Origin of the sequence: Ensifer sp. 1H6, from assembly GCF_001976035.1 — a bacterium.
GTDB classification, from domain to species: Bacteria; Pseudomonadota; Alphaproteobacteria; order Rhizobiales; family Rhizobiaceae; genus Ensifer; species Ensifer canadensis.
In genome coordinates this window covers 14088-29650 of sequence record NZ_MOAI01000030.1, presented here as the reverse complement: position 1 = coordinate 29650, position 15563 = coordinate 14088, and the positions used below count along the sequence as shown (strand labels likewise).

Below are 15563 nucleotides of genomic sequence, written 5' to 3'. Positions count from 1 at the left end.
GATATCAGCCTTTCATGCGTTCCGGGATCGGCACGCCCTGGAAACTCTTCAAGGTGTCGAGCACGATCGACGTCTTGACGTGCTGCACGCTGTCATGCGGCAGCAGCACATCGTTGACGAAGCGCGAGAGGCCGGCGAGGTCCGGCGTCACCACCCGCAGGTGATAATCCATTTCGCCGGTCAGCGCGTAAGCCTCCAGAACCTCGGGCAGAGCCGAGATCAGCTTGCCGAAGCGCTTGGCGTTGTCGCGGTTGTGGGTGGCGAGCGTCACCGAAATCACCACCATCAGATCGAGTCCGAGCTTCTGCCGGTCGATCTGCGCCTGATAGCCCGTGATGAAGCCTTCCGCCTCCAGGCGGGTGCGGCGGCGCGAGCATTGCGAGGGCGAAAGGGCGATGCGCTCCGATAGCTCGTTGTTGGTGAGATGTCCGTCGCGCTGCAGTTCGCTGAGGATCTTGAGATCGAACCCGTCAAGCTGCTCCATTCATGCATCCTTATACAGTATTTCGCACGTTTTGTGCGGCATCCTGCTCAAAACGCACAAGAATACAAGCATCATGCATCGAATTTGCGTCATACTCCAGCAAAGTTTGGAGGCCAGAGAAATCTGGAGAACTTAAAGAGGAGACTTCCGATGGGCCCGTTCCCGCATGACGCCCCGCCCGCAACGATTACCGCGGAGAACCCGGCTGGTACGGATGGCTTCGAATTCGTCGAATTCGCCCATCCGGAGCCGGAGAAGCTCGCCGAGCTCTTTACCCGCATGGGCTACAGCCCTGTCGCGAGACACAAGAGCAAGAACATTACCGTCTGGCGACAGGGCGATATCAATTACATCCTGAATGCCGAGCCGGGCTCGCATGCCATGCGCTTCGTCGACGAGCACGGCCCCTGCGCCCCGTCGATGGCCTGGCGCGTCGTCGACGCCAAGCACACCTTCGACCACGCGGTCTCCAAGGGAGCCATCCCCTACGAAGGCACCGACAAATGTCTCGATGTTCCTGCGATCGTCGGCATCGGCGGGTCGCTGCTCTATTTCGTCGATACCTACGGCGCCAAGGGCTCGGCCTATGAGGCCGAATTCGAATGGACCGGCGAGCGCAATCCGAAGCCGGAAGGCGTCGGCTTCTATTATCTCGACCACCTGACGCACAACGTCTATCGCGGCAACATGGACAAGTGGTGGGCCTTCTACCGCGAGCTGTTCAACTTCACCCAGATCCATTTCTTCGACATCGACGGCCGCATCACCGGCCTCGTCAGCCGGGCGATCACCTCGCCCTGCGGCAAGATTCGCATTCCGCTGAACGAGTCCAAGGACGATACCAGCCAGATCGAGGAATATCTGCGCAAATACAAGGGCGAAGGCATCCAGCACATCGCCGTCGGCACCGAAGGCATCTACGACGCCACCGACAAGCTGGCGGACAATGGCCTGAAGTTCATGCCAGGCCCGCCGGAAACCTACTACGACATGTCGCATGACCGTGTACACGGCCATGACGAACCGATCGACCGGATGAAGAAGCACGGTATCCTGATCGATGGCGAAGGCGTGGTGAACGGCGGCATGACGAAGATCCTGCTGCAGATCTTCTCGAAGACCGTCATCGGACCGATCTTCTTCGAGTTCATCCAGCGTAAGGGTGACGAAGGTTTCGGCGAGGGCAATTTCCGCGCCCTGTTCGAATCGATCGAGGCCGACCAGATCCGCCGTGGCGAACTCGGGCCGCAGGCGGCCGAGTAGCACGGACAGCGCCTCCATTCTCTTGTGGTGGCGCTATTCTCGAGTCTTACAAGCCTCTCGCCCGCTGGCGAGGGGCTTTTTTGGTTCCGGCACTGTCGCCGCACTCAGTTCGTGGCGTCGTTGACCACGCGCCAGTTCGGCCGACCGAGTTCATGCGGCCATTCATGCACGTCCCGATCGTTGAAATAGACGACCTCGGCCAGGTTTGGGAAATCCGGGTCGGGCTGTGTGGCGGTGTCGATCCAGGACTGCATGTAGGGCGCGCCGCCCTGCCAACCGAGCTCGGCGACCCAGATCGGCTTGTTGTATTTGGCGACAAGACCGTAGCCGGGTTTCAGCGCCTGCTTGAAGGTGTGAGGCCCGCCGTATTCGATCGCGTCGAACTGTTCGAGACCGAACACCGAAAGACCGACGAGATCGACATAGTCGTCGCCCGGATAGTACTCGCCGAGGTTCGGCATGCCCTTGGGCGACCACATCAGCTGGACATTGGGTACTCGTTTGCGCACGATATCCATCGCGTGCTTGTAGGCTTTGACGTAGTCCTGCGGCGCCCATCCGGCCCAGGAGAACCGTCCCGATGTGTCCTCCATCTCCTGCCCCCAGCGCACGATGACCGGGCTCTTCAGCTCGGCAAGCATGCTGGCGATCGCTTCCATGTTGGCGTCGTAGTCGCCCCTGAGTGTCCGGTCGCGCAACTGGTCAGGCGTCAGCTTCCAGTCGAGCGACCATGACCACGGCTCGATGGTAACCAGCAGCTTGCGCTTGCGCTGAAGCGCGTAGGCGTCAGCCAGGCGCAACGATTCCAGATCCACGTCTTCCCATGGCAGGAACAGATGCTCTGTCGAGACATCGGTCTGGTCGCCGAAATCGCCATGCGGATCATAGGCACCGAGCCGCGTTCCGCCGGGGTGGATGACGGGGCGCTTGTCGGCCATTGTCTGTGTCTGACCTGCATTACCATTGGCGGCAAGATCGGCCTTCTCCTGTGCCAACGCTGATACCAGGCCCGCGCCGGACCCCAGATTGAAGGCGAGCGCAGTGCATAGGGCGAATGCCAATTTGCGTTTCATGTCATCCTCCTGTGGCGGTTCGACCGCTCTTCTTGACCAGGTATTGGTCCTTCAGGCGTAACGCCTTTTCCGTGATTGCGTCGGAAGCAACGAGTTTCCTGTATTCGTCGCCGGGCTTGGGCTTGGCATGTTTGAAGACGTACCACTCGCCATTCGGCACGCGCCGCTGATAAATCGTGTCGCCAATCTTGCTGTGCCCGAAACAGGTGCGGGCCGGACCGGAGCCATCGAGCGCCGTCCATTTCGCCTGCATGCACATCATACCGAGATCACTGACGTACCAGTTGCCTTCCGCAAACGAGCGTTTGCCCTTGTCGTTCACGAAGGCGACCAGCTTCCTGTCATGCGCGGTGAAGCGGGCGCCGCCCGTCGGCCATTGCCAGGTCTTGTTCCGGTAGAGAGAATAGACCTCGTAGGCGCTCAAGGGGATCGGCTTGATCTCCGTCTTCGCCCTGGCGGGTTGCGCGCCGGTATAGACCGCAAAGGCTGCGAGAGGCAGCAGAAGCGGCAAAAACAATACATTCATGGACCGTTTCATCATTTTTTCTCCTCGCTTGAGGGCCTTTTGCGGTGCGAGAGGCCTGCGGCACGCTGCGCTACAGCGATGCCTGAAGCCGCCCGACCTTGCCTGTCACCCTCGTCTCACGCACCTCCGGCAAGCCGGAGCCTTTCCGCAGCCCGTCTGTCGCGGACGACGAAAACCCTTTCCATTTCAGGCGAAAACGAACGACCCTGAGGTCCGATCCACCCTGCCCGGCACCGGCGACCGAAAACTTCGCTTCGGTGAGCCCGACGAAACCGAGTCCCTGCGAGAGCGCCTCGGTGGCCTCCGCGCCATGGCGGATGGCCGACTGTCCCGACAGCACCGAAATGACCACGAGACAGCCAGCGGTCAGCGCCGTCATGGCCGTACGGGGAACGAGGGCAAGGCGGTTCTCCCGCGCATGCTGGACGTGGATGGTGGCAGCCAGCCCGGCGTAAACAAGGGCATTGATGCCGGTAAAGATGTAGAAGCCGCGCGCCGTGCCGGCGTCGGAGACGAGCCAAAGCGCAAGCGCTGAGCCGAGCGATAGCAGGAGGTAGGGCATCATGACGCGCAGCGGCAGGGGGGCTGCCGGTCCTGCGCCCTTGGGCGTGATGCGGAAATCGACAAAGGAGCCGCTGACGTGATCGCGCACAGCCGCGGCGCAGCCGAGCAGCGACCAAGGCCAGCGGGCAAAGAGAAACAGCATGCCTTCCCAGCTGAGAACCCGCGCATCAAAAGGACGGAACGTGCCGGTCGAGCGCCAGAAATAGGCAAGCCCGATCAGAACCAGCGACAGCGGCGCGAAGTGCAGCAGGAAGTCGGGATAGGTGGCGGCGACGAAGCTCCGCCCCATGACCAGCGCCATGATCGGCATGACGAACATCAACGCCATGAACAGGGAAAACAGCGGGTACCAGAGCTGCGAGAAGACGAACTGGAACTTCAGCCGCATCGGCAGCCTGGGCACATAGACCGGCGAATATTTGAGCAGGATCGTTACCAGGCTGCGCGACCACTGGAATTCCTGGATAACGAGATCGGCAAAGGTCGCGGGCCCATCCCCATGGGCGATCGCATGCAGGGCATGCACGCCCTTCCAGCCGCCGGCGTTCATCAGGAGCGTGGTCGAATGATCTTCGGCAAGCTCTGGCCCGAGACCGCCGACCTCTCTCAGCGCCTTGGTGCGAACGGCATAATGCGAGCCGATGCAAAGCGGCGCCCAGCCGTTGTTGTAGCCCGCCTGCAACGAGCCGTGCAGGCTCGCTTCGGCGTGAAGGCGACCGCGCGCCGACCAGCTGCGCGCCGCATTGGCATCGCAGATGCTTGGCGCCGAGACGTAGCCGACCTTCGGGTCGTTGAACGGGCGCAGCACCTCGACGAGATAGGTCGGCTCCGGCACGTGATCGGCATCGAACTGGGCGACGAAATCATAGCGTTCATAGCCATAATGATCGTAGAAATAGGCGAGGTTTCCCTCCTTGCAGCGGGTGCGCCGCGGCCAGGTGGCGCGGTGGTAGTCAGCAACCCCCTTGCGCGTCGAAACGAGCACACCCTGCCGCGCGCACCAATCGATCGTCTCAGGCGACGGATCCTCGTCCGCCAGCCATACGTCGTAATCGCAGCCGATCTGATCGAGCATTGCCAGCAGCGTCTTGCGGACAACAGTGAAAGGTTCTGACGGCGCCTTGGTCACGACCATGGCGATCCGGCCGTTCGGGACGGCCCGGCCGTTCTTTCCCGCGACCTTGGCGCCTGCGAAGATGAAGATGAAATAGGCAGGCAGTAGTGTGATCCAGCCGACCACGATCGTAATCATGACGTAGGATGGCCAATGGGTGACATGGGCGGGATCAAGCCACCACGCCCAGAAGAACAGGAATGCGACAATCCAGGCTGCGATGCCGAAGCCGTTCGCAATCCGCATGCGTGTCGAAAAAAGCGCCACGAGCATCGCCGAAGCATCGCCGGCCGGCGCCGCCGTCAAGGCAGCGGACCTGGCGGATGGGGCGAATGACATCTTGCCTGTCATGACCGTACCTCCAGCCCGAAACCGGGGGCAGCCGTTCGGATGATGGTTTCGATATTGGACAGCGACGGCCGGAAGCCGAGCGTCCGGCGTGCCCAGGTGGTGTCGGCATACAGCACCGGCGGGTCGCCGGCGCGACGCGCCAGAAGCTGCACGGGAACCCGTCTGCGGGTCACCTGATGGATGGCGTCGATCACCTGCCGGACCGATGTGCCGTGGCCCGAACCGAGATTGGCCTTGAGCGGCTCGCCGCCGTTGCGCAGGTAGTCAACGGCGGCAACATGCGCCTCGGCCAGGTCCATGACGTGAATGTAGTCGCGGATGCAGGTGCCGTCGGGCGTATCGTAGTCGTCGCCGAAGACATCGAGCCTATCGAGGCGGCCGGCTGCGGCCATCAATGCCCGCGGGATCAGGTGGGTCTCGGGATCGTGCCGCTCGGTCAGCTGCCCATCGGGATCGGCGCCGGCGGCATTGAAATAACGCAATGCAACCGACCGGAACCCGTAGGCCCGGGCATAGTCGCCGAGCATCAATTCGATCATCAGCTTCGTGCGACCGTAAGGATTGACCGGAAGCTGGATCGTGTCCTCGGTGATCGGCAAACGCGGCGGCACGCCATAGGTCGCGCAGGTGCTGGAAAAGACGACACGCGCCAGCCCCGCTTGACGGCAGGCCTCGAGCAGCGAAACGCTGCCGGCGACATTGTTGCGATAATACTTTCCGGGATCCTCGACCGATTCTCCGACGTAGGCGGAGGCCGCGAAGTGGATCAGGCATTCGGGTTTGAAGGTCCGTATAGCCTCGACGATCCGATCCGTGTCTTCGAGCCCTCCTTCGACCAATGGTCCCCAGCGGACATTGGTCCGGTGCCCCGTCGACAGATTGTCGTAGACAACAGGCAGGAAGCCGGCCTCATCGAGGCGTTTGCAGGTATGGCTGCCTATGAAGCCGGCTCCGCCGGTGACAAGAACGACGCGCGACATATCATACCGCCTCTCCCGCCACGGCGAGATCTGACGCGCCCAGGCGGCGATCGAAATAGGCAATGGCGCGTTGAAGCCCTTCGCGTAGCGCGACCTTGGGCTCCCAGCCGAGCTCCGCCATGGCCTGGGAAATATCCGGCCGGCGCTGACGCGGATCGTCGACGGCTGCCGCACGGTGCACGATGCGCGAGCGTGAGCCGGTCATCGTGCGGATCATCTCGGCAAGTTCGAGAACCGTGAACTCGCCTGGGTTTCCAAGGTTGATCGGGCCGATGCAGCCGTCATCCGAGATCGATAACCGTATGAAGCCCTCGATGAGATCGTCGACATAGCAGAACGACCGCGTCTGATGGCCATCGCCATAGATTGTGAGGTCCTTGCCGAGCAGCGCCTGCACCACGAAATTCGAGATGACGCGTCCATCGTCGGGGCGCATCCGCGGCCCATAGGTGTTGAAGATCCGCGCGACCTTCGTCTTTACTCCGTAGGTGCGGTGATAGTCGAAGAACAATGTCTCGGCCGATCGCTTGCCCTCATCATAGCAGGCGCGCGGCCCGATCGGGTTGACGTTGCCGAAGTAGCTTTCGCGCTGCGGGCTGTGCAGCGGATCGCCGTAGACCTCCGATGTGGAGGATTGCACGACCGTGGCCCCGGTGGCGCGGGCGTTTTCCAGCGCATTCATGGCGCCGAGCACGTTGGTCATCAACGTTCCCACCGGGTCGGCCTGATAGTCCGGCGGAGATGCCGGTGAAGCAAAGTTGAAGATGACGTCCACGTCAAAAAGGAAAGGTTTGCGGACGTCGTGCTCGACGATCTGGAAGCGGCTTGTCTCGCTGAGATGAGAGAGGTTTTCTCGCCGACCGGTCGAGAAGTTGTCGAGGCAGACAACGCTGTGCCCCAGACAAAGAAGTCTTTCGCAAAGATGAGACCCGAGAAATCCGCCGCCTCCGGTCACCAGTATTCGCTTGGGTATGCCTGCTACCTTCTTCAGAAAATCCTGCCCGCCGACAACCGGCAGCTGACCACGACCGACCTGACGCATTACACACCTCCAATTATTATACACACCATTGCACCTGGTGATTGGAGACGAGACGTGACTGAAAGCTACAATAAGGAAATATTCTTTATCAAGAATTCAAAACACGACCCGACAATATAAAAATAATATCCAGAAGGACCACGAATCCTTCTTCAGTAATTTATTATGTTAGATGATTAGCAAATAATTAATACATAGTCAACACGGAACTAAAATAACAATATATGATGCCATACACAATAAAGTTACAATCACAAAACATGTACCTAATTTGAACAAAAAATCAGCAGACATCACAAATTATAAACAGATAGCGAGAAGATATAATTACATCCATCGAAATATCTTCGTATAACTACATAACTGAAGAATAATTACTCAACCATCCGGCATCAACGACATATCGGATCTACGCCATACGGCCACGCTTCCTCGCACCTCTGTCTGCGACACGCGATACTCGCCGCCACGACAAAGCATGCGATGCCCGCCTGGGCCACCGCAACAAACATCACAGACGACGTGAGAGTACTTGGGTTAAACCGCGCCCAACGCAAACCGTCCCTCAAAGTCGCCAATTGGCGATGAGCAACGGAAGCATCATCCCCGACGTCTCACGGCGTCAGTTCTTCCAGCGCGAAGAAAACGGTCCCGCCGCGTGCTCGGAATCCGCATCGGTGGTAAAATAGCGCGATGCTGCTTCCGTCCGGTTTCGCACATTCATCTTCTTGTAGATGTTGCGGACGTGAACCTTCACGGTGTTTTCCGACAACCCAAGGCGATCGGCGATAATCTTGTTCTGGGTTCCCATGCAGATCAAATCGAGAATCTGCACTTCGCGGGTTGTTAACCCACCCAGACTTGCCTCCCGCCGCCGCTTTCCGGCATTCGCATAGACAGCAGCATCGGACGCTTCCGCCTGCCGACCATAGAGCTTGGCCGAGTTAAAGGGGTCTACCGACAGCCGCCGCAACAGTGCAGCCGGGAAATGCTCGCCCCCCTTCATCAGCAGATCGATCGCCGCAAGGCAGACATCAAGGTGCAGGTTGAGAGGAAGGACACCATGGATCAACCGCTCTTCAACAAAACCGGCGATCGACGGATCGAGTTCTTCGGCATTGTCCACCACCAGTCCGATCGAGGCCTTGGGATGGAACTCGTGAATGGTCCGCAGGATTGTCGGAAATGTCTTGGCAGACATGCGGTATAGCATGATCAAAGAAACATCGACGAGATTGCCGTCGAGCAAATTGTCGGGGTCGGAAAGACTAACGACGTCATGTCCAGAAAACCGGGAGCCGACCGCCTGCATCAAGCACTCGGCAAACAGGTCGATCTTGGCAAGCATGACAATCTTTTTCTTTTGCGACAAAGCCTTGTTGTTATCTTCAAAATCGCCCACGTTATGGCCTTCAGGATGCATTACGCCCTCCTCGGGTTTTCCCATTTATTCTTATGGGTGCGCCAGCCTGACTCGGAGTTACGCCCATCTCAGCAAATTGATTCGTGACCAGTGGATAGCGCGAACCCTCTCCACAGACGGAAAATTCGCACTAGCTAATGTATCGTAAAGGTAGGAGGGGTGAAACAACCCAAAAGGATTAGATGCCCTCCAGAAAGCCCCTTAAATCGTTCTAATTAGAACCATCTTTGGGCTAATTCTTAACCAAAAGTATAACAAGATCGTATCCGAAGCGTCTGAATGGGCTTTCAGCCTAGGCTACTCAGCCATCCATATCATCCATTTCCATCCGCAGCGTCGGCCGCACACCGTCCGTGCGCCGGCTCTCGCCACCAGAAATAGCTTCTCTCCAGAGAGAACCTTAGGCATATACCTAATAATACTTCCTAGGAGCTATCTCTCGGGGTGAGCATTGCACTCCCCGTGATGGCTGACAAGACCTCTCTGCGCTCTAAAGCGCAACTTGCCCGCGAGCACCAGAGGTTGCGCCAGGTCGATTTTTGCAAAGATTAACAAACCCTTGCGATCCCTAAAACCCCAAAAAATCCCGAAAAAACGCCGATAATTCGCCCAAAAATGGCATGCTAGCTCCAATTGATGTCTATCGTCCCGTCGTATTCAGAGCCACACTCCTCTCATCGCACTTGAGTTTCGTGTGATCCGAGCCCGGTACCTGTGTGTGCGTTCTGGCTCGCGGCCCGTGTGAATGTGTAAGCGTAGTGAAGCGTAAATCAGTATTAAACCAAAGACATAATCACACGTAATGATTGAGTGCAGGAACTAACCTGCCGCAATTCGATACTTAAAACAACATTGAAATATATTGAGGCCCCACAGATGAATATCCCGCGGGAGCATCATCTGAAATTCAAAAAAGAGCCAGCTCCGGATAAAAACCTCATAAAGATGTAGGGGTTTCGGTGCTGGCTCCTTCTCAGGAGGAGAACCACATGTCCGCACTTCTCGACGATAGCATCAAGGCCGATGATGATCTGAAAGTCGGCGCTCTCGCCGATGGACTGGCAACCAGTGCTGCCAATGATCTGAACGTTGACGACGGGTCAACGAGCAACGTTGGCATCGCCAACGGCAATGACCGCAATAACTACAGCGACAGTTCGCAGGACAACGACACCCACATCAAGACGGATGTCGACACCGACATCAAGACCGAGGCCAATGAAAACGGCGACAACCGCAACAACTACTCCGACAGCTCGACCGACTACAATTACGACTACGATTACAAGGACAACAGCAGGGTCGAAACAGATATCGACCAGAAGGCCAACGGTGACAACCGCGACAATTCCTATGAATGGGATTATGACAGCAAGGTTACCACCAAGACAGACATCGATACCGACATCAAGACGGAAGCCAACGACAACGGCGACAATCGCAACAACTACTCGTCATCCGACAACGACATCATCACCAAATCGGACGACGACTTTGCAACGCTGAAGGACGTCAAGGACTTCGACAATCTCGGCATCGCCGGTGGGGACCTCACCTTCAATCTCGGCGACGACTTCTCGTTTAATCTGAACGTCGACCACATCCTCAACAACTCGCTCGAAGGCGCCGGCAACGATACCGGTTTCAGCGTGGTACAGGCCAACAACCTTGCCGATCAGGACCAGGCCTACGACGTCAGGATGAACAACTCGGACGCCAACAACGACCTGCGCGCCGACGGCGGGCACTCGGATGGCGGCGATGGTCTGAACTTCGACACCAAGTCGGATTGGGACCTCAAGGCCGGTGACGGCATCAACGGCAGCACGACCTCCGACTCGTCGGCGATCCTGGCAAATTCCGGCTTCCATCAGGAAATCGTCCAGGGCGCGAACCTTGTCAGCAACACCGTCGACTCCAGCGTCATCGGTGGCAATTCGCACACTACGGATGTCGGTCACGACACCGACAGCTGATCGATCCGTTTCACAAGAGAAGACTGCACCGGCCCCCCGCGCGGCCGGTGCAGTCGCGCAGATTTGATTTCGGATCGGTTCGTTTCTTTTTTACCGGGGCATTCCTGTCTAGGCCCACCGAAGTCTCCCTTTGATGCGGAAAAAAGGGAAGGATCGGGACAATGCATACGGAAAGAGTGAATGAAATCATTGCACATTTCATCGGCCTGTTCGAAGCCGATACCGATGAAGCACGGCTGAGGCAGAAGCAGCTCGAAGGCGGTGATCTGAAGGAAGTTGCGCAGCAGCTCGAAGACGGCGAAGCAAAGCCGTCCGACTTTACATCCTCATACCAGCTGGTCGACTATGATCCTGAAGTGCTTTATCGAGCGCCCTCCCATGACATTGCCGATGTGGACCTGTTCGGCCGGATCCGCGGCTTCGGCGATCATTTTGCCGATGCTGTCGCCCAATACGGCAATACCGTACCGGTGAAGCTGTTCGCCAACCTCGGCCAACCCGACGGGGCACCTGTCGAAGACAAGTTGATTGTCCACGACGGCCCCGGCTCGGTCATCGCCCATGTGGTCCAGGCCAATATGGTGCGCGACGACGACGCCCTGAACATGACGGATTCCGAGGTCGCCCCGCGCGACACGACCTACGTCAGCTACAAACTTGCCGAATTCAGCGCCGAGGCAGCCGAAGCCACTCCATTCGCGCACTACACCCGCGTCGACACCTTTGAAGGTCTCTCGAAAATCGCCGACGATCTGTCGGACTACGCCGCGGCAAACCGACTGCCGGAACCGCCAGCCTCAAGCAGCGAGCCCGCCCTCAACGCAGGCGCCGATGCTGGCACAACCATTGTACTCACCGAGCAACCCGCCACTACGGATCCGCTCGACGACGAAATCGACCTTCCCACGACCGTCTCTCCGGACGAATTGCCAAGGGATGACAACGGCAATTTCGCCTTGGCCGCCGACAGCATCGAGGGCGTCTACGTCAACGGCTGCCGCGTCGACGAAGCCCCGGTTCTTGCGGACTTCATGCCTGATCGTGGACTGGCGCAACCGGTTGCCGATCCGGAAGGCACCGACGGCCCGCTGCAGGAGGAAGACGACAAGAGCGGCAATTCCGTTTACGTCGAAGCCGGCGCCAACATCGTCGCCAATATCGTCAGCATCGTCGAGACCGGCGTCATCGCCCCCGTAACGGCGGTGATGGGCGGATACCATCAGATCGACATCATCTCGCAATCCTACGCCTATGCCGACAGTGACAGGCTGGATAGGGTTCTGAGTGAAAACTCGGCCGAATCTACGTCACGCACGGTTGCGATGAACATCGCCAATTTCGGCCGTGATGCCTATCATTCATCGTCTTCCGAGCAGGACGGCGATACGGCTCAATCGTCGATCTTCCCGAACGCCTGGCGCGTCAGCATGGTGGAGGGCGACGTTTCCTTCGTCCATTGGGTCGAGCAGTACAACTTCGTAAACGACAACGACACGGTGACCGTGACCACCACCGGCGTCCAGACAACGGCCCTGACCGGTGGCAACGTGGCGGTCAACCTCGCTTCCTTCCTCGGTTTGGGCGACCAGTACGACCTGGTGATCGTCGGCGGCAAGGTCCTGGACCTCAACATGATCACCCAGGTCGCCGTCTTCTACGACAACGACCACATCAGTGGCATTGCCGCCGGCAACGGCATGACCGTAAACGAGAGCGGCAACCTGATCTGGAACCAGGCGTCGATCCAGAACATCGGCGCGAATGACCGCTTCGAAGCGATCCCGGACTATATCCAGAAGGCCGTCGACAACATCAACGACCGCATTGACGAACTGCCCTCAGGCTTTTCGCATGACCTCAATTTCCAGGGCTATGAAGGCCTGAACATTCTTTACATCACCGGCAACCTGTATGACGTCAATGTCATCAAGCAGATCAGCATTCTCGGCGACGCCGATTCCGTCAGTTACGTCGCCAGCAAGATCCTCAGCGACAATCCGGATGCTGACATTACCATCCACACTGGTGCAAACGCCGTCGTCAACAGCGCTCAGATCATCGACTACGACAGTTTCGGCCACACGACCTATGTCGGCGGCCAGGTCTATTCCGATGCGATCCTGATCCAGGCCGGCCTTGTCGACCACGACACCGATACCCATGACGTGACGCCCAAGGGCGACCGGCTCGCCAACGAAGTCATCGCCTTCATCGGCGACGACGACGCACCGTCACATCCGACCGAAACAGTGATCGACGCCGGCAATGACTTGTCCTGGTCCAACGGCCAATGGAACGACGTCATGCACACGGTGCTGACCTAACAAGAACACGAACGGGGGAAGGCATGAACGATCTTTCTAAGTGGCGTGGCAGCGGCAGCAAGGCGCCTGCACGGGAAGAGCCGGCTCCGGAGGTCGTCGACGAACTCGAAGCAGCGTTGACCAACCGATGCATCGCCGCGATCAACGAGGCCGTTGAAGGCCTGCGAAAGGTCGGCCTGGATATCCGCACGACACGGAAAGGGCACGCGCCGGCACCGAAAGCGATGTCGGAACCCGCGAAACTCGCCGATGCCCCCGCCCCCCGCGACCAAGACGATTCCGACGCAGAGTTTCTCGCCCTCGCCCGCTCGATGGCAAACCCCATCCGCCATACCGAGAAGAAGCAGGCCAGTTATCACTTCGGCCCAAGGCGCGACGGCGCCCGGTGGCAAGACCGCGAAAGCGCACCGCTGGAGGAAGTTGAGCGTCAGGCAGCGCCGGTCGTCGCGGCAATCGCCGAGATGCCGATCGCAAAGGCGGCGCCGGCGGAACTGCCGGAAAACAGCTCGACTGCGCAGCAGCAAGCACATCGTCGTGGCAACGACAGCGACCCGGCCGATGAATTGAAGGGCCGACCGGGTCGCGCTCTCCCGCAGACGATCGACAACGATCCAGGCCCGCTGAAAGAGAATGACCGCCGTCCGGCCGTCCGCGACGGCGGCGGCGCCCCGACCGATGGCGGCGGTGGTGGTGGTGGCGACAAGCACACCTTCCACAAGCGCATGGGACCGGTCAATTTTGCCGCCAGCCTGCGCAACGGTATGGCCGTCGTCCGCCGCAACATGATGATCGTCATCGCGTTTACCATCGCGATCAACGTTCTGGTCCTTGCCATTCCGATCTACCTCTTCCAGATCTCCGATCGGGTGCTGACCAGCCGCTCGCAGGATACGCTGGTGATGCTGACGATCGCCGTGCTCGGTGCCATCGTCCTGCAGGTCATCCTCGATTCCATCCGCCGCTTCATCCTGATGCGCACTGCCGTCGAAATGGAGGTCCAGCTCGGCGCGCCTATCTTGAGTGCGGCCGCGAGAGCGTCACTGCACGGCAACGGTCGCGACTATCAGGTGTTGAGCGACCTCCAGCAACTGCGCTCCTTCATCGTCTCCGGCACCCTGATCTCGTTCCTCGACGCGCCGCTGATGCCGTTCTTCGTGGTGGTCGTCTATATGATCCAGCCGCAGCTCGGGTTGATCGTCATCATGTGCTGCGTGGTGCTGTTCGTGATCGCGTATCTCAATCAGAAGGCGACGTCGCAGCCCTTCAGCGAGGCCAACGCCTTCCTCAGCCGCGCCAATTTCCACCTGGATTCGATGTCGCGCAACTCACAGATCATCAACGCACTGGCGATGATCCCGGAAGCAGTAAAGATGTGGGGCCGCGAGACTGCCGGTTCGCTGAAATCGCAAGTCTATGCCCAGGACCGCAGCATCATCTTTACCGGGGCATCAAAGGCGGTGCGCATGTTCACCCAGGTCGCCCTGCTTGGCTGGGGCGCGCATCTGTCGATGGACGGGCACCTCACCGGCGGCATGGTCATTGCTGCCTCGATCATCTCGGGGCGGGCGCTTGCGCCGGTCGAAGGGGCAATCGAGGGTTGGAACCAGCTCAATCATTCACGTGCCGCCTATGGCCGGATCAAGCAGTTGCTGGTCAACTCGCCCTTGAACTTTCCGCGCCTGCGACTGCCGAACCCGGAGGGCCGGCTCGATGTCGAACGCATCCTCTTCGTGCCGCCGCCGCAGAAGCGCGTGATCCTCAACGGCATCTCCTTCTCGCTCAACAAGGGGGAGTCGCTTGCGGTTATCGGTAATTCCGGCTCCGGCAAGACGACGCTCGGCAAGATGCTCGTCGGTTCGATCGTGCCGACCTCAGGCAATGTCCGCCTCGATCTCATGGATTTGAGAAACTGGGACCAGCGGCAGTTCGGCGAAAGCATCGGCTATCTGCCGCAGGACGTGCAGCTGTTTCCCGGCACGATCAAGGCCAACATCTCGCGCATGCGCGACGATGTCGAAGACAGCGCGATCTTCGAAGCGGCCGTACTCGCCGACGTGCACGAGTTGATCGCGTCGTTCCCGCAGGGCTACGAGACGATCGTCGCTGCGGACGGTGCGCCGCTCTCGGGGGGCCAGAAGCAACGCATTGCGCTGGCACGCGCCTTCTTCGGCAACCCAAAATTCGTGGTGCTGGACGAGCCCAATTCCAATCTCGACACCAATGGTGAGGCAGCGCTTGCCCGCGCACTGGTGCATGCCAAGAAGCAGGGCATCACCACCGTGACCATCACCCAGCGTCCCTCCTTGCTGCAATGCGTCGACAAGATCATGCTTCTGAACGAGGGAACCGTTGCCATGTTCGGTGCGCGCAATGACGTGCTTGCAGCCATCGGCGCCAAGCCGAAGGACGAAAAGTCCGCACCCCGTATCGCCGGAGAATGACC

The 15563-nt window shown here is 59.1% G+C and carries 11 protein-coding genes; 4 read left to right on the top strand and 7 right to left on the bottom strand.

Features of this window, described 5'->3' with window-relative positions; genetic code table 11:
- Positions 1-4: 4 nt before the first annotated feature.
- The gene (locus tag BKP54_RS27490) at positions 5-484 is read right to left on the bottom strand and encodes an Lrp/AsnC family transcriptional regulator (protein ID WP_025424955.1); all 480 of its coding nucleotides are present in this window, start codon (positions 482-484) and stop codon (positions 5-7) included.
- Positions 485-634: 150 nt separating this feature from the next.
- Here BKP54_RS27490 and hppD point away from each other — a divergent pair, with 150 nt between their 5' ends.
- Complete coding sequence (hppD, locus tag BKP54_RS27485) at positions 635-1747, top strand: 4-hydroxyphenylpyruvate dioxygenase (RefSeq protein ID WP_025424956.1); 1113 nt, start codon at positions 635-637, stop codon at positions 1745-1747.
- A 104-nt stretch (positions 1748-1851) separates the two neighbouring features.
- On the opposite strand, the gene BKP54_RS27480 is transcribed toward hppD, so the two are convergent.
- From BKP54_RS27480 to BKP54_RS27455, 6 genes are all read right to left on the bottom strand, one after another.
- Positions 1852-2820, bottom strand: coding sequence for a glycosyl hydrolase (locus BKP54_RS27480; protein WP_025424957.1), 969 nt, complete (start codon positions 2818-2820; stop codon positions 1852-1854).
- 1 nt (position 2821) lies between these two features.
- Positions 2822-3346, bottom strand: a complete 525-nt coding sequence (locus BKP54_RS27475; RefSeq protein WP_244497483.1) for a DUF995 domain-containing protein — start codon at positions 3344-3346, stop codon at positions 2822-2824.
- 70 nt (positions 3347-3416) lie between these two features.
- The gene (locus tag BKP54_RS27470; RefSeq protein WP_113569557.1) at positions 3417-5297 is read right to left on the bottom strand and encodes a glycosyltransferase family 2 protein; all 1881 of its coding nucleotides are present in this window, start codon (positions 5295-5297) and stop codon (positions 3417-3419) included.
- A 74-nt stretch (positions 5298-5371) separates the two neighbouring features.
- Entirely contained in the window at positions 5372-6355 is a 984-nt protein-coding gene (gene galE / locus BKP54_RS27465; protein WP_025424960.1) for a UDP-glucose 4-epimerase GalE, read from the bottom strand.
- 1 nt (position 6356) lies between these two features.
- Positions 6357-7397, bottom strand: a complete 1041-nt coding sequence (locus tag BKP54_RS27460; RefSeq protein ID WP_025424961.1) for a UDP-glucuronic acid decarboxylase family protein — start codon at positions 7395-7397, stop codon at positions 6357-6359.
- Positions 7398-8019: 622 nt separating this feature from the next.
- Positions 8020-8820, bottom strand: coding sequence for a response regulator transcription factor (locus BKP54_RS27455; RefSeq protein WP_025424962.1), 801 nt, complete (start codon positions 8818-8820; stop codon positions 8020-8022).
- A 989-nt stretch (positions 8821-9809) separates the two neighbouring features.
- On the opposite strand from BKP54_RS27455, the gene BKP54_RS27450 reads away from it, so the two are divergent.
- From BKP54_RS27450 to BKP54_RS27440, 3 genes are all read left to right on the top strand, one after another.
- The gene (locus BKP54_RS27450) at positions 9810-10796 is read left to right on the top strand and encodes a hypothetical protein (RefSeq protein ID WP_057225143.1); all 987 of its coding nucleotides are present in this window, start codon (positions 9810-9812) and stop codon (positions 10794-10796) included.
- Between the two features lie 161 nt (positions 10797-10957).
- Positions 10958-13120: a hypothetical protein gene (locus tag BKP54_RS27445; RefSeq protein WP_025424964.1), complete on the top strand. Its 2163-nt coding sequence runs from the start codon at positions 10958-10960 to the stop codon at positions 13118-13120.
- A 224-nt stretch (positions 13121-13344) separates the two neighbouring features.
- Positions 13345-15561, top strand: a complete 2217-nt coding sequence (locus tag BKP54_RS27440; protein WP_162174740.1) for a type I secretion system permease/ATPase — start codon at positions 13345-13347, stop codon at positions 15559-15561.
- Positions 15562-15563: the final 2 nt, after the last annotated feature.

Excerpts from the sequence above, each read along its gene's own strand:
- BKP54_RS27490 (WP_025424955.1), bottom strand. The coding sequence starts at position 484 with ATGGAGCAGCTTGACGGGTTCGATCTCAAGATCCTCAGCGAACTGCAG.
- hppD (WP_025424956.1), top strand. The coding sequence starts at position 635 with ATGGGCCCGTTCCCGCATGACGCCCCGCCCGCAACGATTACCGCGGAG.
- BKP54_RS27480 (WP_025424957.1), bottom strand. The coding sequence starts at position 2,820 with ATGAAACGCAAATTGGCATTCGCCCTATGCACTGCGCTCGCCTTCAAT.
- BKP54_RS27475 (WP_244497483.1), bottom strand. The coding sequence starts at position 3,346 with ATGAATGTATTGTTTTTGCCGCTTCTGCTGCCTCTCGCAGCCTTTGCG.
- BKP54_RS27470 (WP_113569557.1), bottom strand. The coding sequence starts at position 5,297 with ATGCTCGTGGCGCTTTTTTCGACACGCATGCGGATTGCGAACGGCTTC.
- galE (WP_025424960.1), bottom strand. The coding sequence starts at position 6,355 with ATGTCGCGCGTCGTTCTTGTCACCGGCGGAGCCGGCTTCATAGGCAGC.
- BKP54_RS27460 (WP_025424961.1), bottom strand. The coding sequence starts at position 7,397 with ATGCGTCAGGTCGGTCGTGGTCAGCTGCCGGTTGTCGGCGGGCAGGAT.
- BKP54_RS27455 (WP_025424962.1), bottom strand. The coding sequence starts at position 8,820 with ATGCATCCTGAAGGCCATAACGTGGGCGATTTTGAAGATAACAACAAG.
- BKP54_RS27450 (WP_057225143.1), top strand. The coding sequence starts at position 9,810 with ATGTCCGCACTTCTCGACGATAGCATCAAGGCCGATGATGATCTGAAA.
- BKP54_RS27445 (WP_025424964.1), top strand. The coding sequence starts at position 10,958 with ATGCATACGGAAAGAGTGAATGAAATCATTGCACATTTCATCGGCCTG.
- BKP54_RS27440 (WP_162174740.1), top strand. The coding sequence starts at position 13,345 with ATGTCGGAACCCGCGAAACTCGCCGATGCCCCCGCCCCCCGCGACCAA.